Source organism: Mesorhizobium sp. M1027 (genome assembly GCF_040318745.1).
Taxonomy (GTDB): domain Bacteria; phylum Pseudomonadota; class Alphaproteobacteria; order Rhizobiales; family Rhizobiaceae; genus Mesorhizobium.
The window spans coordinates 92,930-115,890 of the sequence record NZ_JAMYMW010000004.1; the positions used below are offsets into that span (position 1 = coordinate 92,930).

The window sequence follows — 22,961 nt, forward strand, 5'->3', positions numbered from 1 at the left end:
TGCCCGGGAGATCGTCGGGTGCAAGGGTACCGAAATTCAGGATCCGCGGGGGCGGATGCCGGCGTCGAAGAACCCGGCACAAAGGGGCTCGTCGGTGCGGTGCGGGATACCGATCCCGAGATCTGCACCGACGAGATCTTCGCGTTGCCGCCATTCCTCCGTCCGATTGTCATCGCTGGCCAGCCGTGACATGCGTGGAAAATTGACCCGATGTTGGACGAGATCGTGACTGTCGAAGACCGCATCCGTGCGCTGCCTTGCTGGACCGGCGGCATCGATATCGCGCCGCTGCCGGGCGGGTTGAGCAATGCCAATTATCTGGTCAAGGACGCGGCCGGGCGGCACGTCGTGCGGATCGGCCAGGATTATCCGTTCCACCATGTCTTTCGCGAGCGCGAGATGATGACCGCGCGGGCAGCGCACGCGGCAGGCTTCGCTCCGGCCGTCCACTACACCGGACCCGGCGTCATGGTGACGGAGTATCTCGGCGCCAAGGCCTATGTCGCGCAGGACGTGCGCGCTGATCTCGGCCGCGTTGCCGCGTTGCTGCGCGGCTTCCACCGGGAGATGCCCAGTCACATCTCCGGCGCCGGCTTCATGTTCTGGGTGTTCCACGTCATTCGCGACTATGCGCGCACGCTGGAGGAAGGCCGCAGCCGCAAGCTGGACGAATTGCCACGCCTTTTGACCCTGGCGGACGAGCTCGAGCGCGCGCAAAAACTGCTGCCGATCGTCTTCGGTCACAACGATCTTCTGCCGGCCAACGTAATCGACGACGGTCACAGGCTGTGGCTCATCGACTTCGAATATGCCGGCTTCAACACCGCGATGTTCGACCTTGCCGGTGCGGCTTCGAACGCCGGCATGAGCGACGAGGAATCCTTCGCCTTCCTGACCGCCTATTTCATGAAGGAGCCGGACCCGGCGATACGGCGCTCGCACGCCGCCATGCAATGCGCGTCGCTGCTGCGTGAGGCGATGTGGGGCATGGTTTCCGAGCTCTACCTCGATGCGCCCGGCGTCGACTACGCCGCCTACGCCGACGAAAACCTGGCGCGGCTCGAAGCCGCCCTGGAAAACTACAGGACAAAACACGGGACGCGGACATGACCTTGCCCGCCCAGGCCGGGATCGTGGTCATCGGCGGTGGCATCATCGGCTGTTCGACGGCCTATCATCTGGCGCGCGACCACAAGGCCGAAATCGTGCTGCTCGAACAGGGCAAACTGACCTCGGGTTCGACCTGGCATGCTGCCGGGCTGGTCGGCCAGCTACGCTCGTCGGCGTCGATCACGCGCGTGCTCAAATATTCAGTCGATCTCTACAAGGAGTTGGAAGCCGAAACCGGCCTCGCCACCGGCTGGAAGATGACTGGCTGCCTGCGCCTCGCCACCAATGCCGACCGCTGGACCGAGTATGAGCGGCTGGCAACGACGGCTAAGAGCTTCGGCATGGACATGCATCTGCTGTCGCCGGCCGAGGTCAAGGAAATGTGGCCGCTGCTGGAAACCGGCGACCTCGTCGGCGCGTCCTGGCTGCCGACCGACGGTCAGGCAAGCCCTTCCGACATCACCCAGTCACTGGCCAAGGGCGCGCGCATGCATGGCGCAAAATTGTTCGAGGAGGTGCGGGTCACCGGCTTTGAAATGACCAACGGCCGGATCGTTAAGGTTAGGACGAACAGGGGCGATATCGCCTGCGACAAGGTGGTGAACTGCGCCGGGCAATGGGCGCGGCAGGTGGGTGCGCTGGCCGGCATCAACGTGCCGCTGCAGCCGGTGAAGCACCAGTACATCATCACCGAGAGGATCGTCGGCCTGGCGACCGACGCGCCGACAATTCGCGACCCCGATCGCCGCACCTATTTCAAGGAAGAGGTCGGCGGGTTGGTGATGGGCGGCTACGAGCCGAACCCGCAGGCGTGGACGACCGGCCTACCCGGCGGCGATGTGCCGGACGATTGGGAGTTCCGGCTGTTCGACGATGATTACGATCATTTCGAGCAGCATATGAGCCAGGCGATCGAGCGCGTCCCGGCGCTTGCCAATGTCGGCGTCAAGCAGATGATCAACGGGCCGGAGAGCTTTACGCCGGACGGCAATTTCATCCTCGGCGTGGCGCCGGAATGCCCCAATATGTTCGTCGGCGCCGGCTTCAATGCCTTCGGCATCGCGTCCGGCGGCGGCGCCGGCTGGGCGCTGGCGCAATGGGTCGTCGACGGCGAGGCGCCGCTCGATTTGTGGGTGGTCGATATCCGCCGCTTCTCCGACCTGCACCGCGACCGGAAATGGGTCGGCGACCGCACGCTGGAAGCCTACGGCAAGCACTACACGATCGGCTTCCCGCATGAGGAATATGTCAGCGGACGGCCGCGCATCGTCTCACCTTTGTACGAGCGGCTGCAAAGACATCGCGCCGTGTTCGGCTCGAAACTTGGCTGGGAGCGGCCGAACTGGTTCGCGCCGGCGGGCATCGAGCCGAAGGACGTCTATTCGATGGGCCGGCAGAACTGGTTTTCACCCGTCGGCGACGAGCATCGCCATGTGCGCGAAAAGATCGGTATTTTCGACCAATCGTCGTTTGCCAAATACGAAATGACCGGAGCCGACGCGCTGAAGGCGCTGGACTGGATCTGCGCCAATGACGTCGCCAAGCCGGTCGGCCGGCTGACCTACACACAGCTCCTCAATACGCGCGGCGGCATCGAGGCCGATTTGACCGTGGCGAGGCTCGGCGAGGAAAAGTTCTACATCGTCACCGGCACCGGGTTCCGCACGCACGATTTCTCCTGGATTGCCGATCATATCGGCAGGGAGTTCGACGTGACGCTGACCGACGTCACCGAGGATTTCGGCACATTGTCGCTGATGGGGCCGCGCGCACGTGATGTGCTGTCGGCGGCGACCGATGCTGACGTCTCGAATGCCGCCTTTCCGTTCGGCCATGCTCGCGAGATCGCCATTGCCGGCCACGCCGTGCGGGCACTGCGCGTCACCTATGTTGGCGAACTAGGCTGGGAATTGCATGCGCCGATCGCGGCGACAGGCGAGGTTTTCGACGCGCTGATGGCGGCGGGCGCTACCCACGACATCCGCCCGGTCGGCTACCGGGCGATGGAATCGCTGCGGCTGGAAAAAGGCTACCGCGCCTGGGGCGCCGACATCACGCCCAACGACACGCCGCAGGAGGCCGGCCTCGGCTGGGCGGTGAAGCTCAGGAAGAACACCGATTTCCTCGGCCGGCGGGCGCTTGAAAAGCTCGGTGGCTCGACGCTCAGGAAACGCTTTGCCGGCTTCACTGTCGACGATCCGGACGTCGTGCTGCTCGGGCGCGAGACCATCCTGCGCAACGGCGAGGCGGTCGGTTATCTCACCAGCGGCGGCTATGGCTACACCATCGGCAAGAACATCGGCTACGGCTATGTGCGCAATGCCTATGGCGTCAGCGATGATTTCCTCACCTCCGGCGACTACGAGCTGGTTGTGGCAATGGAACGGACGCCGGCGAAGATTCACCTCGAGCCGCTTTACGACCCGGCAGGAGCAAAGGTGAAGGCGTAGAGCCTCCCGCCTCAGTTCACGATGAGCACCAGCCCCCGGCTCGGCACCGTATCGGCCTCGCCTGGCATCGAGACATAGGGCGGCGTCTCCTCGGCGCGGGTGACGATGCCTTGCGCCTCGAGCTCGGCGATCCGCGCGGCAAAACCCGTGTCCCACAGCGTGTTCTTCACCGTCAGGACGATCACTCCGCCCGGCCGGCAGATGCGGATCAGCTCATCCAGACCCTCGGCTCCGACATGGCCCGACGTGAAGACGCCGGCTGAGATGATCCCGGCATAGGCATCATCCACGAAGGGCAGCGGCTCGCCAAGCGCCAGGCAGTGAAGCGCCGAATAGACGCCCTTGCGCGCCGCTTGCGCCAGCATTCCTTCCGAGATGTCGAGCGCCTCGACCTGCGGATAACCGGTAATGGCGAGCCACTCGCCGATGAGCCCGGTGCCGGCGCCGGCATCGAGCAGAGGTGCGGCGCCGCGCGGCAGATGGCGGGCCAGCAAGGCAAGGCAGATGGTGGGATGGCGATAGCTGGCCGCCGACATGTCGGCGTCGTAAGTGCCGGCCCAGCTGTCGTAGAGCGCGGCTACGTCTTCCGGCCGCTTCGCCGCATAGGCTGCGGCGAGTGCGCTCTGCTGTTTGCTGTCCGTCATTGCTGTTCCGTCGCCTGGTATTGATCCGCTACGCGATGATAGCCAAACGGCGAAAACTGTGGAACCGTCGTCGCGACAATAAAGATGGGAAAAGGAGCGAAAGCCATGGCGGATGAGCAGGCACGCACCGCGCTTGCGGCCATTCCGATGCTGGCCGGCTATGACGGCCCGCTGGAGCGGCTCGGCGGCCTGACCAACCTCGTCTTCAGGGGTAAGGATTTCTGCCTGCGTATCCCCGGCAAGGGTACCGAGGAATACATCAACCGCGCCAACGAGGCAGTGGCGGCCCGGGAAGCGGCAAAGGCCGGCGTCAGCCCGGAAGTGCTGCATGTGGATGCCGAGACGGGCGTGCTGGTGACCCGCTTCATCGCCGGCGCCGAGACGATGTCGCCGGAAAAATTCAAGACCCGCCCGGGCAGCCCGGCACGCGCCGGCAAGGCCTTTCGCAAGCTGCACACATCCGGCGCGGTGTTCCCCTTCCGCTTCGAGCTGTTTGCGATGATCGACGATTATCTGAAAGTGCTGTCAACCAAGGACGTCGCGCTGCCTGCCGGCTACCACGATGTGGTCCGCGAGGCGGAGGCAGTGCGCTCAGCACTTGCGGCTCAACCTCTGCCGATCGTCGCCTGCCACTGCGACCCGCTCTGCGAAAACTTTCTCGATACGGGCGACAGGATGTGGATCGTCGACTGGGAATATTCCGGCATGAACGATCCGCTCTGGGATCTCGGCGACCTCAGCGTCGAAGGGCAATTCGACGCCGCGCAGGACGAGGAAATGATGCTGGCCTATTTCGGCGGCGAGCCGAGACCGGCGGAGCGCGCCCGCATCGTCATCTACAAGGCGATGTGCGACCTGCTGTGGACGCTGTGGGGACTGATCCAGCTTGCCAACAAAAATCCGGCCGACGACTTTCGCGCCTATGCAGACGGCCGGTTTGCGCGCTGCAAGGCACTGATGGAGATGCCGGAATTTTCGCGGCATCTCGCGGCGGTGCGCCGGGGTTAATTCACACCCTTCGGTACGTTTTCGGGCGGTACCGTGTCGACCACCTTCTGGCGGTGGAAGATGAACAGGCCGGCCAGCACGACGATGGCCGAGCCGATCAGGATGCGCTGCCCAGGCACATCGCCGAAGAAGGCGAGGCCGAAGACCACTGCCCACAACAGCAGGCTGTAATGCAGCGGCGCCAAGGTCGAGGCCGGCGCCAGCTTCAACGCCCTGGTGATCATCAGATGCGCACCGCAGGAGACGATGCCGAGAAGCAGCATGGCGCCGAAATCGAGCGAGGACGGCGTCCTCCAACTGCCGAGGGTCAGCGCAGCGCCGACCAGCAGCGTGCCGATGGTTTGCCAGGTGACCAGCGAAGTGTCGCTGGTGCCGCGCAGCCGCCGATTGAGGATGATGGCGAAGGCAAAGGAAATGCTGCCGGCGAGCGCGAACATCGAGGGCAGCGAGAACGCGGCCGACGACGGCTTCAGCATGATCAGCACGCCGCAGAAACCGAGCAGGATGGCCGCCCAGCGGCGCCAGCCGACCCTTTCGCCGAGCAGGAAGTGCGACAGCGCCGCGACGTAGATCGGCCCGGCCATGTAGAAGCTCATCACATCGGCGAGCGGCAGATAGACGACCGCCGCGTAGAACAGCGCTGTGTCAAGCGTCGTCATCACCACGCGCAGCAGCTGCAGCTCCGGCCGCTCCATGAGAAACAGACTGGCCGCACCCTGATGGGCAATCATCGGCCCGAGTATGAAAAACGCGCCGATCGAGCGGATCAGCACGACCTGGCCGACGGAAAAACCGGCTACCAGCCACTTGCCCATCGCGTCGTTCAGCGCAAACAGGAAATCGCCGGCGAGCATCAGCAGGATGCCGGCCAGCAGCACGTTCCTGATCGTCGAGTTATGGGCTGCTGGCTGCGCCATTCCGTTACCGGTTCCTCGCCGTGGGGTACGGTGACCCGCGTCGTAGTCGCAAGCAGCGGCCGTGACGAGGCGAAAATCGAGAATTCGGTAAGACCAGCGCCGGAAATCGGCTGGACTAAGCGTGGCGCCGGTTCACCGTGCCCGGCCTTCCGGCGATCGAAAGCCGCGTGTCCTGCCGGCTGCGCTCGGCCACCACCTTGCCCCTGGCAATGACGCAGAGACGCTCTGGGCGCAGCCGCAGCGCCTCGACCGGGTTGCCGGCATCGAGAACGACCAGGCTGGCGCGCTTGCCGACCGCCAGGCCAAGGTGGTCGAGGCCCATGATGGCGGCATTGACGTTGGTGACCATGTCGAAGCAGCGCGCCATCTCGGCCGGGCTCGACATCTGGGCAACATGCAGGCCCATGAAGGCGACGTCGAGCATGTCGGCGGTGCCCAGCGAATACCAGGGGTCGAGCACGCAATCCTGGCCCCAGCCGACGCGGATGCCGTGCGCCAGCATCTCCTTGACCCGCGTCAGCCCGCGGCGCTTGGGAAAGGTGTCGTGGCGGCCCTGCAGCATGATGTTGATCAGCGGATTGGGGATCGCCGAAACGCCGGCCTCGGCAATCAGCGGCAACAGTTTCGAGACGTAGTAATTATCCATCGAATGCATTGAGGTGAGGTGCGAGCCGGCCACTCTGCCCTGCAACCCGAGCCGCTGCGTCTCATAGGCAAGCTGCTCGATGTGGCGCGACAGCGGATCGTCTGTCTCGTCGCAATGCAGGTCGACCATCAGGCCGCGCTTGGCCGCGATCTCGCAGAGCTCGGTGACGGAGCGCGTGCCGTCGGCCATGGTGCGCTCGAAATGCGGGATGCCGCCGACGACATCGACGCCTATGTCGAGCGCCCGGATGGTGTTGCTGCGCGCCGTCGGCGAGCGATAGAAGCCGTCCTGCGGGAAGGCGACCAATTGCAGGTCGATATACGGCGCAACGGTCTTCTTCACGTCGAGCAGCGCTTCGACCGCCAGCAGGCGGTCGTCGCAAACATCGACATGGGTGCGGATGGCGAGCAGGCCCATCGACACCGCCCAGTCGCAATAGGCAAGCGCACGGTCGCGCACCGCCTCGTGGGTCAGAAGCGGCTTCAGCTCGCCCCACAGCGAAATGCCTTCGAGCAACGTGCCAGAGACATTGATGCGCGGAATGCCGAGCGAAAGCGTTGCGTCCATATGGAAATGCGGATCGACGAAAGGCGGCGAGACCAGATTGCCACGGGCATCGATCGCCGTGCCGGCGCTGACGTTCAGCTCGGGCTCTATCGCTGCGATCGTTTCGCCGACGATGCCGATATCGGCGATCCTGCCGTCCGGCAGCGTGCCGCCGCGCACCACAAGGTCGAAATCCATCTATCGTTACCCCTTTGAAGAGTATGCCTATTCCGGCACATACCGCACCGCCCCCTTGGCGGCACTTGTCGCCATCGCCGCATAGGCGCGCAAGGCCGTCGTCACCTTGCGCTTGCGCTTTTCCTCGGGCTTCCAGGCAGTTGGTCCCTTGGCCTCCATCGCCGCGCGACGGGCGGCGAGTTCGGCGTCGTCGACAGCAAGCCTGATGGTGCGGTTGGGGATGTCGATCTCGATCGTGTCGCCTTCCCTGACCAGCCCGATCAGCCCGCCTTCAGCCGCTTCCGGCGAGACGTGGCCGATCGACAGGCCGGAGGTGCCGCCGGAAAAACGACCGTCGGTGATCAGTGCGCAGGCTTTGCCGAGGCCCTTCGATTTGAGATAGCTGGTCGGATAGAGCATTTCCTGCATGCCGGGGCCGCCGCGCGGGCCCTCATAACGGATAACGACGACATCGCCGGCCTTGATCTCGTTCGACAGGATCGCCTTGACGCTGGCGTCCTGGCTTTCGAACACTCTTGCCGGGCCGGTGAATTTCAGGATCGATTCATCGACACCGGCCGTCTTCACGATGCAACCGTCGAGCGCGAGATTGCCTTTCAGCACGGCAAGGCCGCCGTCCCTTGAGAAAGGATGTTCGGCCGAGCGGATGACGCCCGTCTCGCGGTCGAGATCGAGATCGTCCCAGCGGCGGTCCTGGCTGAAAGCGACCTGCGTCGGCACGCCGCCGGGTGCCGCGAGGAAGAAGTCGCGGACGTTCTGGCTGCTCGTGCGCGAAATATCCCAGTGGTCGAGCGCCTCGCCGAGGCTGGCGGTGTGCACCGTCGGCAGGTAGCGGTTGATCAGCGCGGCGCTATCCAGCTGGCCGAGGATCGCCATGATGCCGCCGGCGCGGTGGACGTCCTCCATGTGGACGTCGGCCTTGGCCGGCGCCACCTTGCACAGCACCGGCACCCGCCGCGACAGCCGGTCGATGTCCTCCATTGTGAAGTCGACCTCGCCCTCATGTGCCGCGGCGAGGATGTGCAGCACGGTGTTGGTCGAGCCGCCCATGGCGATATCGAGCGTCATGGCGTTCTCGAAGGCGCCCTTCGACGCGATGCTGCGCGGCAGCGCGGTGTCGTCGTCCTGCTCGTAATAGCGCTGGGCGAGATCGACGATCAGATGGCCGGCCTCGACGAACAGCCGCTTGCGGTCGGCATGCGTCGCCAGCGTCGAGCCGTTGCCGGGCAGCGACAGACCGAGCGCCTCGGTCAGGCAGTTCATCGAATTGGCGGTGAACATGCCCGAGCACGAGCCGCAGGTCGGACAGGCCGATCGCTCGATGATCTTGACGTCCTCGTCGGACACCTTGTCGTCAGCGGCCGCGACCATGGCGTCGACCAGGTCAAGCGCCTGGCTCTTGCCGGCGAGCACCACCTTGCCTGCCTCCATCGGTCCGCCGGAGACGAAGACGGTCGGGATGTTGAGGCGAAGCGACGCCATCAGCATGCCCGGCGTGATCTTGTCGCAATTCGAGATGCAGACCATGGCGTCAGCGCAATGCGCGTTGACCATGTATTCGACCGAGTCGGCGATCAATTCTCGCGACGGCAGCGAATAGAGCATGCCGTCATGGCCCATGGCGATGCCGTCGTCGACGGCTATGGTGTTGAATTCCTTGGCGACGCCGCCGGCCTTTTCGATCTCGCGGGCAACCAGCTGGCCTAGGTCCTTCAGATGGACATGGCCGGGCACGAATTGGGTGAAGGAATTGACCACGGCGATGATCGGCTTGCCGAAATCCGAATCCCTCATGCCGGTGGCGCGCCAAAGGCCGCGGGCGCCGGCCATGTTGCGGCCATGGGTGGTGGTGCGGGAACGGTAGGCGGGCATTGAACTGTCCTTGCTGTCTGCTCGCGCCGCACAGGCGCGGAAAACCGGAATTGAGCCGCAGGCCTTATAGACGCCAAGCTCTGGTCTGGCCACAATTTTGCGCTGCGCCAGGGCGCGGAACGAGCGCCAGCCAAAGACGCAGCCGGTCCAGGCCGTAAAAAAGTCAGAGGTGCTGTCGGATCGGGTTTCGCTTGAGCGTCCTTGGGCAGACGGCGGGGTCGGCCATCAATCGCCAGCCGGCCGTTTTGCGAGTGAAAACAAAGCCAAAACCAGTCCGAGAGGAGCAAGAGAATGCAAAAGATCACCCCCTGCCTGTGGTTCGACGACCAGGCCGAGGAGGCCATGAACCATTACATCTCCATCTTCAAGAATTCGAAGGTGCTGAGCGTGATGCGCTGGCCCAAGGGCAGCGGCGATAATGAGGGCAAGGTGCTGATGGTCTCATTCGAGCTCGACGGCGTTCAGTTCCAGGCGCTCAACGGCGGGCCGCAATTCAAGTTCACCCAGGCAGTCTCGCTCTCCATCGACTGCAAGACGCAGGACGAGGTCGACTATTTCTGGGACAGGCTCATCGCGGGCGGTGGCGAGCCCAGCCAGTGCAGCTGGCTGAAAGACAAGTTCGGCCTCTCCTGGCAGGTCGTTCCCGAGCAGTTGCCCAAGCTGCTGCTGGACCCCGACAGGGAAAAGGCTGGCCGGGTGATGCAGGCGATGATGCAGATGAGCAAGATCGACATCGCCAAGATCGAAGAGGCAGCGAAAGGGTGAACGAACGCGATCTCTCCTTCTCCCCCTGTGGGAGAAGGTGGATCGGCGCGAAGTGCCGAGACGGTTGAGGGGTGCTGGACGGAATGAGACGTTGGTGTTCCTGGAACACCCCTCATCCGTCGCCCTCGGCGACACCTTCTCCCACAAGAAGGGGACAAGGGAAGGGGCGCATCAGGCCGCTCTGTCGCGGACCTGATAATCCTTTACCGCCGCAAAGCGGATCGCCTTCCAGCGCTCGGCCTCGTAATTGAGCGAGAAGGCGTGCTGGGCGAGGAACACCGGATCGTTGTCGAGATCGCGGGCAATGTCGCCGCGATGCGCCTCGATGAAGCGCTGGAGCTCGGCCTTGTCGGCGGAGATCCAGCGGCAGACCGAAAAGCGCGACATCTCGAAATCGACCGGCAGTGTGTATTCGAAGTTCAGCCGCTCTTTCAGGACATCGAGCTGCAGGGCGCCGACGACGCCGACGATGGCCGGCGAGCCGTCCTCCGGCGAGAACAATTGCACGACGCCTTCCTCGGCCATCTGATGCAGCGCCTCCTTGAGCTTCTTGGCCTTCATCGCGTCGCCGAGGCGGACGCGGCGCAGGATTTCCGGCGCAAAATTCGGCACGCCGCGAAACAGGATCTCCTCGCCCTCGGTCAGCGTGTCGCCGATGCGCAGCGTGCCGTGGTTGGGGATGCCGACGACATCGCCGGCGAACGCCTCGTCGGCCGTGACGCGGGTGCGGGCGAAGAAGAATTGCGGCGCCGACAGGCTCATCGGCTTTCCCGTGCGCACCAGCTTGGCCTTCATGCCGCGCTCGAGCTTGCCGGAGCAGACACGGACGAAAGCAATACGGTCGCGGTGGTTGGGGTCCATATTGGCCTGGATCTTGAAGACGAAGGAGGTCATCTTGTCCTCGGTCGCCTCGACCTTGCGCGTGTCGGCCTCCTGCGCGCGCGGCGGCGGCCCATAGGCGCCGAGCGCCTCGATCAGGTCGCGCACGCCGTAATTGCGCAGCGCCGAGCCGAAATAGACCGGTGTCAGATGGCCTTCGCGAAAGGCTTCCAGATCGAGCGGGCGGCAGGCCTCGCGCGCCAGCTCCAGCTCCTCGATGAAAGCCTCGCGCTCGTTCTCCGGCAGCAGGCCGGCAACGCGGTTGGAATCGGGACCGTTGACCGGCGTGCGCTCCTTTTCGGCGTCGCCCTTGCGCACAGCATTCAGTGCCAGATGGTAGGTCCCGGAAAAGGTCTTGCCGCGGCCGATCGGCCAGGTGATCGGTGCGGTATCAAGCGCCAGCTTCTGCTCGATCTCGTCGAGGATGTCGAACGGGTCGCGGCTTTCTCGGTCCATCTTGTTGACGAAGGTGATGATCGGGATGTCCCGCAGCCGGCAGACCTCGAACAGTTTCAGCGTGCGCGGCTCGATACCCTTGGCGGCGTCGATGACCATGACCGCGCTGTCGACCGCCGACAGCGTGCGATAAGTATCGTCGGCGAAATCCTCGTGGCCGGGCGTGTCGAGCAGGTTGAAGACAGTGTCCTCATATTCGAAGGTCATCACCGAGGTGACCACCGAAATGCCGCGCTCGCGTTCGATCTTCATCCAGTCGGACCGGGTCTGGATGCGGTCCTTCTTGGCCTTGACCTCGCCAGCAAGCTGGATCGCGCCGCCAAACAAAAGCAGCTTTTCGGTGAGCGTTGTCTTGCCGGCGTCGGGGTGAGCAATGATCGCGAAAGTGCGGCGGCGCGATACCGCATCTGTAATCGTTTCGGACATTTTCAGGATTTCCGTGTGAGGCCGGGCTTCTAGCAGCGGAGTGCAGAGCTGTCGACCTCTCCGGCGGAGTGGCCACGCTCCCGGCCTCACGCCGGTTCGGGGGCATGGCTCTCGAAGGCTATCTCGGGAATCCACTCTGCAATGGCGGTACCGATCCTGTCGGCATGGTCCTCCTGCAGATAATGCGCGCCGGGTCCGAGATAGATCAACCGGCAGTTCTTTAGGCCGGCTGCGAATTCCCGTGCCGCCTGCGGCGAGACGAGGGCGCCCGGATCGCCTGAGAAAAGCAGCTTCGGGTAGGAGGAAGCCCGGAGCGCCCGATGGTCGTGCTCACTGATGGCGGCGACATCGGCGGGCTGGCCTTCGATCGGCAGGTCGCGTGGCAGCCTCAGGATCGGCTTGCGCGATCGTGGTGTCGGGAACGGTGCCCGGTAGGAGGCCATTTCCTCATCGCTCATCGTGCGCAGCATCGCAGCCGGCAGCACCTTTTCGACGAAGACGTTGTCTTCCAGAACAAGCTTCTCACCGACGCCGGGCGTGCGCATTGCCTTGAACAATTCGCGCGCCTGCGGACGCTGGTGAAAATCGTCCCAGCTCTCGAAGGGGCGGATGAACTCCATGAAGGCGAGGCCGAGGATCCGCTGCGGCCGCCGGGCGGCGAGATGGAAGGCGAGCGCGGTGCCCCAGTCCTGCGCGACGACCACCATGTCGGTGATGCCAAGCGTCTCGATAAAAGCGTCGAGATAGCGGACGTGGTCGAAGAAGCGATAGTCGATATCCGGCTTGCCGGATCGGCCATAGCCGATCAGGTCGGGCGCGATGCAGCGGCCGAATGGCGCCACATGCGGGATGATGTCGCGCCAGATGTAGGACGACGTCGGGTTGCAGTGCAGGAAGAGTACTGTCGGGCCGGCCGTGCCTGCCTCGACATAGGAGATGGTGGAATCGAGTACTGCGATTTGCGACCGCCGCAGCATTGTGCGGGATTGCTGCTTTTCGAATTTCGGGTTCATCGGATCAGCTCCTTTTTGCGAAGACTGTTTTGAAGACGATGTTCTTGAAGCGCTCGAGCGGTTCGGGACTGCGCTCCACCTTCATGCGCAGCATCGCGCCTTGCCAGGAACTCAAAAGGAAATCGGCGAGGTCCTCGGCATCGAATGCGTCGGTGATATCGCCGGCCGCCTGGCCCTCGGCGATGCATTCGGCGAAGGGCTTGCGCCAGCGTTCGAAAATGGCGACGAGTTGCAGCCTCAGCGCCTCACTGTGAGCCGCCGTCTCGAGGCTGAGATTGCCGATCATGCAGCCCCGTGCCCAATCATGGGCCTCCAGCTTCGACGTGATGATTTCGAGATAGCGGCGCAAGCGCCCGACCGGAGGCGTGCCGTCCCGGGCAAGGGCCTGCTCCACCAAACCGCTCACATAGGCGAAATAGCGGTCCAGCACCTCGCCGGTGAACGCCTCCTTGGAGGCAAAATGATTGGTGAAGGACCCCGGACGGGCATCGGCCGCGGCAACGATGTCGCGTACGCCGGCGGCCGAATAGCCGGAACTCCAGATGGTCTTGAAACCGGCGTCGAGAAGCTTTTCGCGAAGTGAATGTCTAGCCATGTCGGCACAATACGTACGTACGTATTAAAGTCAAGAAGCATATTTATACCGCGCGCTCTTGGCAGAACCCACGGGCAATGGCATCGCAGTGGTGGCGTTGGAACGAGGAGTGAAGCATGGCAGCGGCGAGACAAGTCATCGTGATCGGCACCGGCATCATCGGCGCCTCCATCGCCTGGCACCTGACCAGAGCCGGAGCAAAGGTGACGGTCATTGCCGGCAGCGGCGCCGGCGGCGTTGCGACGCCGAATTCCTTTGCCTGGATCAATGCCAGCTGGGGCAATCCAGAGCTGTACTTCCGGCTGCGCGTTCGCGCTATGGCCGAATGGACGCGGCTGGCGAACGAGGTGCCCGGCATCCCGTTGCAATGGTGCGGTGGCCTGTGCTGGGACCTGCCCGCGGCCGAACTTGAAGCCTATGCCGCCGAACATTCCCTATGGGGCTACGGCATCGAGCGTGTCGACCGTGCCGGAGCGGCCCGCATCGAGCCCAATCTGGCCGAACTTCCCGACTTCGCCCTTCATGTCGCCAAGGAAGGTGTCGCCGAGCCGGTCGCCGCCACGCAAGCACTGCTGGCCGACGCCGGACGGCGCGACGCGCGGCTGCTGACGGGAGTTACCGCGACCGCGCTTGTGCAGGCCAACGGCAGGATTGCCGGCGTCGATACATCCGGCGGGCGGATTGCTGCCGACGAGGTGGTGATCGCGGCCGGAGCCGGCTCTCCTGCACTAGCGGCAACAGCCGGAATAGAACTGCCGATCGAGACGCCACCCGGCCTGATCGTGCATTCGCGCCCCTACGAAAAGCTGCTCAACGGGCTGGTGATCGGCGACCGACTGCATATGCGCCAGACGGCGGAAGGCCGCGTCATCGCCGGCTCGGATTTCGGCGGCGCCGATCCCGGCATGGATGCCGCGGCCACCGCCCGCGCCCTGTTTGCGGCGATGAAGGCGATGCTGCGCGGCGCGGATGGGCTGGAACTCGATTTCCACACCATTGGCTACCGGCCGACGCCGGTCGATGGCTTTCCCATCACAGGCCGCGCCGAAGGCACGGGCGGCGTCTACGTCGCCGTTATGCATTCCGGCATCACGCTGGCGCCGGCCGTCGGCCTGTTCGCCGCCCACGAAATCCTCGACGGCGAGCGCGATCCGCTGCTTGATCCCTACGGGCTGGCGCGGTTTACTCAATAACCGGGCGGGCGGCGAAAGCCGCCGGCCAGCGGCTCGATTGCGCTGGCGATCCCGAGCAGGCGCGACTCCGACCAGCGTTTGCCAACAAGCTGTAGTCCGATGGGCAGGCCGTCGCGATCCTGTCCGCAGGGCAGCGACAGTGCCGGATGGCCGCTGTAGTTGAACACCGCGCCATAGGCCGGCAGTATCCAGTAGCTTTGCTTCTCGCCGTCGACCTCGATCGGCGTTCCCGGCTCGCAATGCGGGAAGGCGGTGACCATGGCGACCGGGCACAGCAAGGCGTCGCAACCGTCGAAGAACCGTTCCCATGCCAGGATGGAGCGGTCGCGGCGGGCGAGCGCCTCGAACCAGCGCGAGACCGGCGTCGGATTCTCCGGTGGTTCGGGCTGCGCCGCCTCCAGCATCATGCCGATCAGGACGCCGCCCTGCTTCAGGTCGTCGTGCAGGTCGAGCTCCGGCAATTCGGCTTCCTCGACGATGGCGCCCGCAGCCTGAAGCTCTTTTGCCAGACTTTCGACCGCCGCGCTGATCTCGCCGGCCACTGGAAAGCCCGGAAAGGACGGCGCGACGGCAATGCGCAAATTTTTGAGGTCCAGCTCCGGCATGGTTTCGACCGGTACCGGCGCAAGGTCGGTATCGCTTCCATCCGGGCCGGCAATGAGGCCGTAGATGAGCGCCAGGTCCTCGACGCTGCGCGCCAGCGGTCCGAGGCAGGACATCAGCCGCACGCTGCGCGGCGCCCCGCCTGGATCGGGGAAGGCGCCGGCGAGCGAGACGCGGTGCTCGGTCGGCTTGAGGCCGTAGACGCCACAAAAGGCGGCCGGCAGCCGGATCGAATCCTGCATGTCGGTGCCGACCTCGAACGGCGTCATACCGGTGCTGAGCGCCGCCGCCGCACCGCCGCTGGAGCCGCCGGCGGTGCGCTGGAGATCCCAGGGATTGCCGGTGCGGCCGAATAGCGGATTGCTCGACTGCCAGTCACCGAGCATTGTCGCCACGTTCGTCTTGCCCACCAGTATGCCGCCTGCCGCCTTTAGCCGGGCAACGACCGAACTGTCTGCCCTCGGGGCATAGTCGGCGAAGGCCGGGAAGCCGACGGTGGTTCTCATGCCAGCGGTTTCGTGCGTGTCCTTCAGTGTGAACGGCAGGCCATGCAGCGGCCCAAGTGCCTCGCCGCGCGCCTGCGCTTCGTCGGCTTTCTGCGCTCGAGCGCGAGCCCCCTCCCTGTCGAGCGTGACGACAGCATTGGCCGCCTCATTGTGCCTGTCGATCTGCGCCAGATGCTCGTCCAGCACTTCTATTGCGGAAACCGTACGGTCGCGGATGGCCGCGGCCAGTTTGGTGGTCGAGGAAAAGACGATATCCATCATGACTGCTCCGGGCTATCGCGCCGCGCTCCTCAAAATGGCGGATTGCGGCGCGGCTTCAAGCCTGGCTCGGTATTTCGACGACGGCGGCGCTTGATCGGGATTGCGCTGCCGGGATCCGTTGAGCGTCGGCGCTGTCCAGCAGCCTCGCCGCGATCGGCACCTCTACGGCTTACCGTCCTCTGTTATGCGTCCGTTCGTAGAGCTCACGGATGATGCCGCTTGCCGTGGTCTCGAACAGAAACGGCAAGAAAGCATGAATGAGCGCGGCAAAGGCCGCCATGAACAATCGCGACGAGAACCATGCGGCGAAAGCCATATGGCCGAAATAGCTCTCGCCGACCGCGGCCGGGTGAGAGGTGAAAAGTCTTGCGAGCCGTGCTGTCATGTCGATCCCTCCTGCCGGCATGAAGAGCCAGCGATGAATATCCTGCCACGGCTATCAGGTTCATCGGTCTCAAATTGTCCTTGTCTAAAGCCAAATTTTGGGACAAACATCCCACATGATGGCGGAAATCGACGAAATTGACCGGAGATTGCTGGCCGAGCTGCAACGCGACGGCACGCTGTCCGTCGACCAGCTCTCGGCAAGAATATCGCTGTCGCGCAATGCCTGCTGGCGCCGGGTCAAGCGGCTGGAGGAAGACGGCGTCATTACCGGTCGGGTGGCGCTGGTCGACGCCGACAAGCTCGGACTCGGCCTTTCGGTGTTCATCCTGATCCGCACCTCGAACCACGATCCCGACTGGCTGCAAAGATTCCGGGCGGCGGTGACCGGCTTTGCCGAGATCACCGGCGCCTACCGCATGTCCGGCGATCTCGACTATGTGCTGCGCGCCCGCGTCGCCGATGTGAAGGCCTATGACCGGCTCTACCAGCGGCTGATCGCCAAGGTGGCGCTGTCGGACGTTTCGGCCTCCTTCGTCATGGAGGAGATCAAGGAGACCACGGTCGTTCCGATGGAACTGCGCTGAGGCGGAACTGCGCTGAAAGAAAGCCGTTGATAGCATTGCCGCCGAGTTGACTGAACCAGCGTTCGCGACGATAGGATCAGCCTTATGCGCGCAGCACCTTATCCTACCTCCGTCATCGGTCCGGCTGTCGGTTTCGTCAGGCTGCCGCATGGCGAGGGCTTGCCGCTTCCCGCCTATGAGAGCTCGGGCGCCGCCGGCATGGACCTGCGCGCCGCCGTCCCCGACGACAGGCCGCTTTTGATCCTGCCCGGAAAGCGCGCGCTGGTGCCGACCGGGCTGGTCCTGGAAATTCCGGAGGGCGTCGAAGGCCAGGTCCGGCCGCGTTCGGGCCTCGCTTTCAAGCACGGGCTCACCTGCCTCAACACGCCGGGCACCATCGACAGCGACTATCGCGGCGAGGTCAAGGTGCTGCTGATCAATCTCGGCGACGAGGATTTCGCGGTGACGCGCGGCATGCGGATCGCCCAGATCGTCTTCGCCCCGGTAACGCAGGCGACCGTCGAGGAGCGCACATTGGCCGGCGGCACGGCGCGCGGCTCGGGCGGCTTCGGATCGACCGGCACTGCTTGATGAAAATACCCAAACTCGTCATCTTCGATTGCGACGGGGTTCTGGTCGATACCGAGAACCTGGCCAATCGGCGCCTCGCCGAATGGTTGACCGCGGCAGGCTTTCCGGCCAGCTTCGAATATTGTCGCAAGTATTTCTCCGGCCGCAGCATGGTCTCGGTGCAGAAGGAAGTCGAGGCGACCGGCGTCAGCCTTGGCGCCGATTTTGTCGAGCGCTGGAACGCCGGCCTGCCGGACCTGTTCGCACATGGCGTCGAGGCCATCCCCTACGTTCGCGAGTTCATCGAAACCGTGCACGCCGCCGGCATCGCCACCTGCGTCGCCTCGTCGGCACGGGTGTCGAAAATGCACATCACACTCGGCCAGACCGGGCTGCTGCCGCTGTTCGAACATGCGCTGTTCAGCTCGACCATGGTCTCGCGCGGCAAGCCGTTCCCCGACCTCTTCCTGCATACGGCAGCGACGATGGGCTTCGCGCCCGCCGACTGCATCGTCATTGAGGACAGCGTCGCCGGGACGACAGCCGGCATCGCCGCCGGCATGCGCGTCTATTCCTACCACGGCGACCCGCTTTCCGACCGCGATGGACTGATCGAAGCTGGCGGCATCCTGTTCGATGACATGCGTGAACTGGCCGGGCTGGTGCCGATCCACTGACCGGCAGGCTGCATGCGCATCCGGTCTCAGACCGGGCGTGGGGCTCCAAGTACTCGGTCGACCGTGTCGCGTATGAGGCTGCGCAGATTGGCCGGCCTGTCGAGATGACTGACGACAAGGAGGCCGTCGGCCGCCACCGTTAGCGCGTCCGCTGTGCGGTCCGGATCGGGATTTGCGTCCGCGATCAGCAGATCCCTGAGGATACCCCACTTCCAGTGACGATGCTTATCGATCGCCTGGCGAACCGGGCTGCTGGGGTCGGGATATTCAGCAGCGGCGTTCTGAAACGGGCAGCCGCGGTAGCCCGGCTGATCTGCCGCATCAGCGATGAGATCGAATATCGCAAGGATCATCGGGCGAGGTGGCCGCCGGCCAAGGCGCGCGATTGCCGCCCGTCCTCCCTTGCTGAGCTCCTCGATGTAGGCGCGGACGAGATCGTCCTTGGCTGCGAAATGATGATAGAACGTCGCCTTGGCAACGCCGGCCTCGGCGATGATGCGGTCGATGCCGACTGCGCGCACCCCCTCCAGAGAAAACAGCGCGGTCGCCGTATCGAGGATGCGACGGCGCGCAAGACTTTCGGGACGATCGTTGATTCGGGCTGCGGACATGCCTTGACTATATAGCAGACAGGTCTGTATACATCCATATGTAGACAGACAGGTCTACCTACTAATGAAGGAAAGGCGAACATGGCTTCGATAGTCAGGGAAATCATCGTAGATGCTTCACCGGAAAGCGTGTGGGCGACGGTCGGCGACTTCGCCGGCGGCGCCCAACGGATAGCCCCAGGCGTTTTCGTCGACTGCAGGGTGGATGAGGACGACGTACGGGCCCTTACTTTCGCCGACGGCAAGATTGTGCGAGAGCGGCTCATCGCCCGCGACGAGCAGAGCCGGCGCATCGTGTGGGGATGGCTCGGCGATGAGGTCACCCACGATAACACCTCCATGCAGGTCTTTGCCGAGGGCGAGGGCCGGAGCCGCCTGGTCTGGATCCATGACACTCTGCCAGACGAACTCGGCGCGTGGCTCGCAGCCGCCATGGATCAGCTGGTTCCTGTTTTCCAGCAGACCTTGGCGACCGAAGCCAAACCAACATAGCGGGGTAACGCCAGGTGTTTCCTCTTGGCCGCAAAATGCTCTAGCTTGCGCGCGCCCGACATAACGAGCGCGCGCATGGCCTTCTCGCTGGTTCGTTTCATCCTTGCCTGCCTGCTGCTGCCTTGTCTTTGGACGACGGCCAGCGCCGAGGCCGTCAGTTTCCCGGAGCTCGGCAGCGCTGTCCCCGGCCACGGCGATGTCACCTATCTCGACCTCGCCAGGATGGTCATTCCCGATCTGGCCGCGGACAAGGACGGCTTTTTCCGGGGTTCGACGCCGATCGAGATGCGCCACATCGCTGGTCCGGACTACGGCGGCTCCCCGCCGGCGACGTCGGGTCTTTCCAACGCCGGCGTGCTCGGCATCAAGGCCGGCGGCAAGGAGCGGCTGGCCATGCTGTTCGACCTTGGCGACTCGCCTGACAGCGCCGAGGGCTATGCCGTGCTGGCACTCTACGACATCACCGGCAAGCCGGCGCTGCTCGACGCGGTCAATGTCGCCGTCGACCGCATCACCTATCTTCGCGATCCGGGCAAGCTGGCGATCGGGCCTGGTGACGACGCTATCATCAGCATGAGCATGCATTTCAATTCGAGCCAGGGCTATGGGATCACGCCGCAGATCATGGTCCGCAACGACAGGTTCGAGCTGATCGACATGATCTATACGTTCGACGAAAACCTCTGCACTCATAGGAGGACACAGAATGCGGCGTTCCAGGTGGTCGCCGACGGCCAGCCTTATGCAGCCATCAAGGTCACAGTGACCGACGCGACGCTACCGGGAGAAGAAAGCTGCGACGGCCAGCAGCCGCCAAAGGCGTCTTCGCGCGACATTTCCGTCACCTATCATTGGGACAAAAATGCTTCGCGCTACGTCAAGGATTCCGATGCGCTGGACCGATTGGCAGATGACAACGCCAAACGCTTCTGAGCCAACCGCATTTGTTTGCCCGGCGCCTTCCGCCGAGCTAGAATTTGCCTCACATTCTGTACTGGAGGGGAGCATCCATGGACAAGGGTAAGATTTTTCGCGACCTGCATGCCTCGATCTTCGTCATGGCCAATTCCTGGGACGTCGGGACGACCAAGCTCTTGGCTTCGTTCGGCTTCAAGGCGCTGGCCACGACCAGCGCCGGCTTTGCCTTTTCGCGCGGCCTGCCCGATGGTGCGGTGACGTTCGAGGCGATGATCCATCATTGCCGTGAAGTGTCGGCGGCGACCGGGCTGCCGGTTTCGGCCGATCTCGAAAAGGGCAAGGGCGACAGCGCAACAAGTGCCGGCGAGACCATCTTCGCCGCCGAGGCGGCTGGCCTCGCCGGCTGCTCGATCGAGGACCATACTGGCGAGCCCGACAAGCCGATCTATGATTTTGCGCATGCCGTCGAGCGCGTCGCGGCGGCGGCAGAAGCGGCACGGGCACTGAAACGCGATTTCGTCTTCACCGCGCGGGCCGAGAATTTCCTGTGGGGCAAGCCCGATCTTGACGATACGATCAAGCGGCTGCAGGCCTTCGAGAAGGCCGGCGCCGACGTGCTCTATGCACCGGGGCTGGGCGACATCGAGATGGTGCGAACCGTCTGCTCGGCGCTGACCAAGCCGGTCAACGTCATGGCCAGGCCCGGCTTCACCATCGCCGACCTGGCCACGGCGGGGGTAAAGCGCGTCTCGCTCGGTCCATGGCTCACCAATTTCGCCTTCGGCATGCTGGAGACCGCGGCGCGCGAGATCCAGCAGGATGGCACCTTCGGCTTCACCCGCGCCGCCATGCCGTTCGGCAAGCTGCAGGCGCTGTTTGCCAAATCGTCAGCTTAGGTCGGGCCCGGCGAATGACCCTCACCGTCGTCGACATGCACACCGGCGGCGAGCCGCTGCGGATCGTCACCGGCGGCTACCCTGACATTCCCAAGGGCACGATCCTCGAAAAGCGTGCCTATGTGCGCGATCATCTCGATCATCTCAGAAAGGTCCTGATGTTCGAGCCGCGCGGCCATTACGACATGTATGGCGCGCTGCTGGTGGAGCCCGACCTGCCGGGCGCCGACCTCGCGGTGCTGTTTATGCACAATGAGGGCTATTCGACGATGTGCGGCCACGCCATCGTCGCGCTCGGCCGATACGCCGTCGACGAGCGGCTGGTGGCGCCACGCGAGCCGTTGACGACCGTAAACATCGAGGCGCCGTGCGGGCTGATCTCGGCTTCTGTGGACGTAAGGAATGGCAAGGCCGGTGCGGTGTCCTTCGAAAGCGTGCCGGCGTTTCTGTTCGCCCGCGACCGGCGGATCGAGCTGCCGGGCTATGGTCCGGTCGGCTTTGACATCGCCTATGGCGGCGCCTTCTATGCGCTCGCCGACTGCCGCCAGTTCGGGCTGGAATTCGGCAGGAACCGGGTGCGCGATTTCGTCGATGCAGCGACCGCGCTGACCGATAAGCTGAAGGCCGAATTGCCGCTGTCGCATCCCGACCATGCCGATCTCGCCTTTCTCTACGGCACCATCCTGACTGACGGACAGGATGCGTTCTCCGATACGCCGACCAAAAACATCTGCGTTTTCGCCGAAGCCGAGGTCGACCGTTCGCCGACCGGCTCGGGCGTCACCGCGCGGCTGGCGGCCATGCACGCCAAGGGGCAAATCGAGATTGGCCGGGCGCGGCTGTTCGAGAGCATCGCCGGCTCGCGCTTTTCCGGCGCGGTCGCACGCACGGCCACAGCCGGGCCGCATGATGCCATCATCGCCCGCGTCGGCGGCCGCGCCTATTACTCAGGACGGGCCGAATTCATCGTCGAGGACGATGATGACCTGGGCAGGGGTTTCCTGCTGCGCTAGCTCCCTTCCCGCGCCGAGATCGCCTTGTGCAGATGCACCATCATGGCGGCGGCGAACAGCGGCGTCAAAAGGTTGAGCAGGGGCACGGCCAGGAAAGCGGCGACGACCAGCCCGGCCAGGAATACGGTGACCGCGTGCTTTCTGCGCAGCGCCCTGGCCTCGGCCTCCGGGCGAAAGCGCATGGTGGCGAACTCGAAGAACTCGCGCCCGAGCAGATAACCGTTGACGATGAAGAAGGCGGCGATGTTGATGCCCGGCACCAGCAGAAGCAGCAGAGCGATGATGTTGCCGAGGATGACGACGCCGAAGAACCTGATCGCCAGCACCAGCGAGCGCAGCGCCGGCACGGCGCGGCCGGGCGGATCGTTGGGATAGTCCGTGCGCTCGACCACTTCGGCGACGTCGTCAAGGAACAGGCCGGCGATGATCGCCGTCACCGGCGCGATAAAAAGCGCCAGCCCCAGCGCAAGGCCGACGCCGGCGACGACGGCGCCCAGCCATCCGGCCCAGGAGGGAAGGGCGGGCAGCCATGCATCGATCCACGGCCAGGCCAGCCATTCGAACAGGCTCTTTATTCCGAACCACAGCGCTGCCAGAGCCAGCAAGGTCAGCCCCAGTGTCTTCACGAACACGGAACGGAATTCGGGCGAGAACAGCCGGCTCAGGGCGGCGCGGGCGGCGTCGAGGATCACGGCGTTTCCAATTCCATGTCAAACATGCCCGTGGCTGATATCTCCGAATAGGCG

Annotated in this window: 23 protein-coding genes; 12 read left to right on the forward strand and 11 right to left on the reverse strand. The window is 64.3% G+C overall.

Going from position 1 to position 22,961, the window contains the following annotated elements; all coding sequences use genetic code 11:
- The first annotated feature begins 225 nt into the window (after positions 1 to 225).
- Positions 226 to 1,110 carry a phosphotransferase gene (locus NKH50_RS09575; RefSeq protein WP_352878563.1) on the forward strand — a complete coding sequence of 295 codons (885 nt, stop codon included), beginning with the start codon at positions 226 to 228 and terminating at the stop codon, positions 1,108 to 1,110.
- A complete protein-coding gene (locus tag NKH50_RS09580) occupies positions 1,107 to 3,560 on the forward strand; it encodes a GcvT family protein (RefSeq protein WP_352878216.1) in 2,454 nt (817 codons plus the stop codon). Before NKH50_RS09575 ends, NKH50_RS09580 begins: the two co-directional genes overlap by 4 nt.
- An 11-nt stretch (positions 3,561 to 3,571) precedes the next feature.
- Here NKH50_RS09580 and NKH50_RS09585 read toward each other — a convergent pair whose 3' ends face one another.
- Positions 3,572 to 4,204, reverse strand: a complete 633-nt coding sequence (locus tag NKH50_RS09585; RefSeq protein WP_352878219.1) for a class I SAM-dependent DNA methyltransferase — start codon at positions 4,202 to 4,204, stop codon at positions 3,572 to 3,574.
- Between the two features lie 105 nt (positions 4,205 to 4,309).
- Here NKH50_RS09585 and NKH50_RS09590 point away from each other — a divergent pair, with 105 nt between their 5' ends.
- Complete coding sequence (locus tag NKH50_RS09590; protein ID WP_352878222.1) at positions 4,310 to 5,212, forward strand: phosphotransferase; 903 nt, start codon at positions 4,310 to 4,312, stop codon at positions 5,210 to 5,212.
- On the opposite strand, the gene NKH50_RS09595 is transcribed toward NKH50_RS09590, so the two are convergent.
- The 3 genes from NKH50_RS09595 to ilvD all read right to left on the reverse strand — a co-directional run bounded on the left by NKH50_RS09595 (position 5,209) and on the right by ilvD (position 9,391).
- Positions 5,209 to 6,129: a DMT family transporter gene (locus tag NKH50_RS09595; RefSeq protein ID WP_352878225.1), complete on the reverse strand. Its 921-nt coding sequence runs from the start codon at positions 6,127 to 6,129 to the stop codon at positions 5,209 to 5,211. The genes NKH50_RS09590 and NKH50_RS09595 overlap by 4 nt on opposite strands.
- 115 nt (positions 6,130 to 6,244) lie before the next feature.
- The gene (locus NKH50_RS09600) at positions 6,245 to 7,519 is read right to left on the reverse strand and encodes an amidohydrolase family protein (protein ID WP_352479866.1); all 1,275 of its coding nucleotides are present in this window, start codon (positions 7,517 to 7,519) and stop codon (positions 6,245 to 6,247) included.
- Between the two features lie 27 nt (positions 7,520 to 7,546).
- On the reverse strand, positions 7,547 to 9,391 hold the full coding sequence (ilvD, locus tag NKH50_RS09605; RefSeq protein WP_352878229.1) for a dihydroxy-acid dehydratase: 1,845 nt from the start codon (positions 9,389 to 9,391) through the stop codon (positions 7,547 to 7,549).
- 291 nt (positions 9,392 to 9,682) lie between these two features.
- On the opposite strand from ilvD, the gene NKH50_RS09610 reads away from it, so the two are divergent.
- Positions 9,683 to 10,156, forward strand: a complete 474-nt coding sequence (locus tag NKH50_RS09610; RefSeq protein WP_352878232.1) for a VOC family protein — start codon at positions 9,683 to 9,685, stop codon at positions 10,154 to 10,156.
- 171 nt (positions 10,157 to 10,327) lie between these two features.
- Here the strand turns inward: NKH50_RS09610 and NKH50_RS09615 are convergent, their stop codons facing one another.
- The 3 genes from NKH50_RS09615 to NKH50_RS09625 form a co-directional block, all read right to left on the reverse strand.
- Positions 10,328 to 11,917 carry a peptide chain release factor 3 gene (locus tag NKH50_RS09615; protein ID WP_352878235.1) on the reverse strand — a complete coding sequence of 530 codons (1,590 nt, stop codon included), beginning with the start codon at positions 11,915 to 11,917 and terminating at the stop codon, positions 10,328 to 10,330.
- 86 nt (positions 11,918 to 12,003) lie between these two features.
- The gene (locus NKH50_RS09620; protein ID WP_352878238.1) at positions 12,004 to 12,930 is read right to left on the reverse strand and encodes a haloalkane dehalogenase; all 927 of its coding nucleotides are present in this window, start codon (positions 12,928 to 12,930) and stop codon (positions 12,004 to 12,006) included.
- A gap of 4 nt (positions 12,931 to 12,934) precedes the next feature.
- A complete protein-coding gene (locus NKH50_RS09625) occupies positions 12,935 to 13,525 on the reverse strand; it encodes a TetR/AcrR family transcriptional regulator (protein ID WP_352702454.1) in 591 nt (196 codons plus the stop codon).
- 116 nt (positions 13,526 to 13,641) lie between these two features.
- Here NKH50_RS09625 and NKH50_RS09630 point away from each other — a divergent pair, with 116 nt between their 5' ends.
- Positions 13,642 to 14,718, forward strand: a complete 1,077-nt coding sequence (locus NKH50_RS09630; protein ID WP_352878241.1) for an NAD(P)/FAD-dependent oxidoreductase — start codon at positions 13,642 to 13,644, stop codon at positions 14,716 to 14,718.
- Here NKH50_RS09630 and NKH50_RS09635 read toward each other — a convergent pair.
- Complete coding sequence (locus tag NKH50_RS09635) at positions 14,712 to 16,085, reverse strand: amidase (RefSeq protein ID WP_352878565.1); 1,374 nt, start codon at positions 16,083 to 16,085, stop codon at positions 14,712 to 14,714. The two genes, NKH50_RS09630 and NKH50_RS09635, sit on opposite strands and share 7 nt — an antisense overlap.
- A gap of 172 nt (positions 16,086 to 16,257) precedes the next feature.
- Positions 16,258 to 16,473, reverse strand: coding sequence for a DUF6356 family protein (locus tag NKH50_RS09640; RefSeq protein ID WP_023717932.1), 216 nt, complete (start codon positions 16,471 to 16,473; stop codon positions 16,258 to 16,260).
- 115 nt (positions 16,474 to 16,588) lie between these two features.
- Between NKH50_RS09640 and NKH50_RS09645 the strand changes: the two genes are divergently transcribed.
- The 3 genes from NKH50_RS09645 (at position 16,589) to NKH50_RS09655 (ending at position 18,285) form a co-directional block, all read left to right on the forward strand.
- Positions 16,589 to 17,059: an Lrp/AsnC family transcriptional regulator gene (locus tag NKH50_RS09645; RefSeq protein WP_254816142.1), complete on the forward strand. Its 471-nt coding sequence runs from the start codon at positions 16,589 to 16,591 to the stop codon at positions 17,057 to 17,059.
- An 84-nt stretch (positions 17,060 to 17,143) separates the two neighbouring features.
- Positions 17,144 to 17,629 carry a dUTP diphosphatase gene (dut, locus tag NKH50_RS09650; RefSeq protein ID WP_254816143.1) on the forward strand — a complete coding sequence of 162 codons (486 nt, stop codon included), beginning with the start codon at positions 17,144 to 17,146 and terminating at the stop codon, positions 17,627 to 17,629.
- Entirely contained in the window at positions 17,629 to 18,285 is a 657-nt protein-coding gene (locus tag NKH50_RS09655; RefSeq protein WP_352738674.1) for an HAD family hydrolase, read from the forward strand. The genes dut and NKH50_RS09655 overlap by 1 nt, the downstream gene beginning before the upstream one ends.
- 26 nt (positions 18,286 to 18,311) lie before the next feature.
- Here NKH50_RS09655 and NKH50_RS09660 read toward each other — a convergent pair whose 3' ends face one another.
- Positions 18,312 to 18,896 (reverse strand): TetR/AcrR family transcriptional regulator, encoded by a 585-nt coding sequence (locus NKH50_RS09660; protein ID WP_352738676.1) that lies wholly within the window; start codon positions 18,894 to 18,896, stop codon positions 18,312 to 18,314.
- Between the two features lie 81 nt (positions 18,897 to 18,977).
- Between NKH50_RS09660 and NKH50_RS09665 the strand changes: the two genes are divergently transcribed.
- The 4 genes from NKH50_RS09665 (at position 18,978) to NKH50_RS09680 (ending at position 22,215) form a co-directional block, all read left to right on the forward strand.
- Positions 18,978 to 19,388: an SRPBCC family protein gene (locus NKH50_RS09665; RefSeq protein WP_254816146.1), complete on the forward strand. Its 411-nt coding sequence runs from the start codon at positions 18,978 to 18,980 to the stop codon at positions 19,386 to 19,388.
- Between the two features lie 75 nt (positions 19,389 to 19,463).
- Positions 19,464 to 20,321, forward strand: coding sequence for a hypothetical protein (locus tag NKH50_RS09670; RefSeq protein WP_352878246.1), 858 nt, complete (start codon positions 19,464 to 19,466; stop codon positions 20,319 to 20,321).
- 77 nt (positions 20,322 to 20,398) lie between these two features.
- Positions 20,399 to 21,202, forward strand: a complete 804-nt coding sequence (locus NKH50_RS09675; RefSeq protein WP_352506934.1) for an isocitrate lyase/PEP mutase family protein — start codon at positions 20,399 to 20,401, stop codon at positions 21,200 to 21,202.
- A 14-nt stretch (positions 21,203 to 21,216) separates the two neighbouring features.
- On the forward strand, positions 21,217 to 22,215 hold the full coding sequence (locus tag NKH50_RS09680; RefSeq protein ID WP_352878249.1) for a proline racemase family protein: 999 nt from the start codon (positions 21,217 to 21,219) through the stop codon (positions 22,213 to 22,215).
- Here NKH50_RS09680 and NKH50_RS09685 read toward each other — a convergent pair.
- Complete coding sequence (locus tag NKH50_RS09685; protein ID WP_352800297.1) at positions 22,212 to 22,907, reverse strand: sulfate transporter family protein; 696 nt, start codon at positions 22,905 to 22,907, stop codon at positions 22,212 to 22,214. The two genes, NKH50_RS09680 and NKH50_RS09685, sit on opposite strands and share 4 nt — an antisense overlap.
- Positions 22,908 to 22,961: the final 54 nt, after the last annotated feature.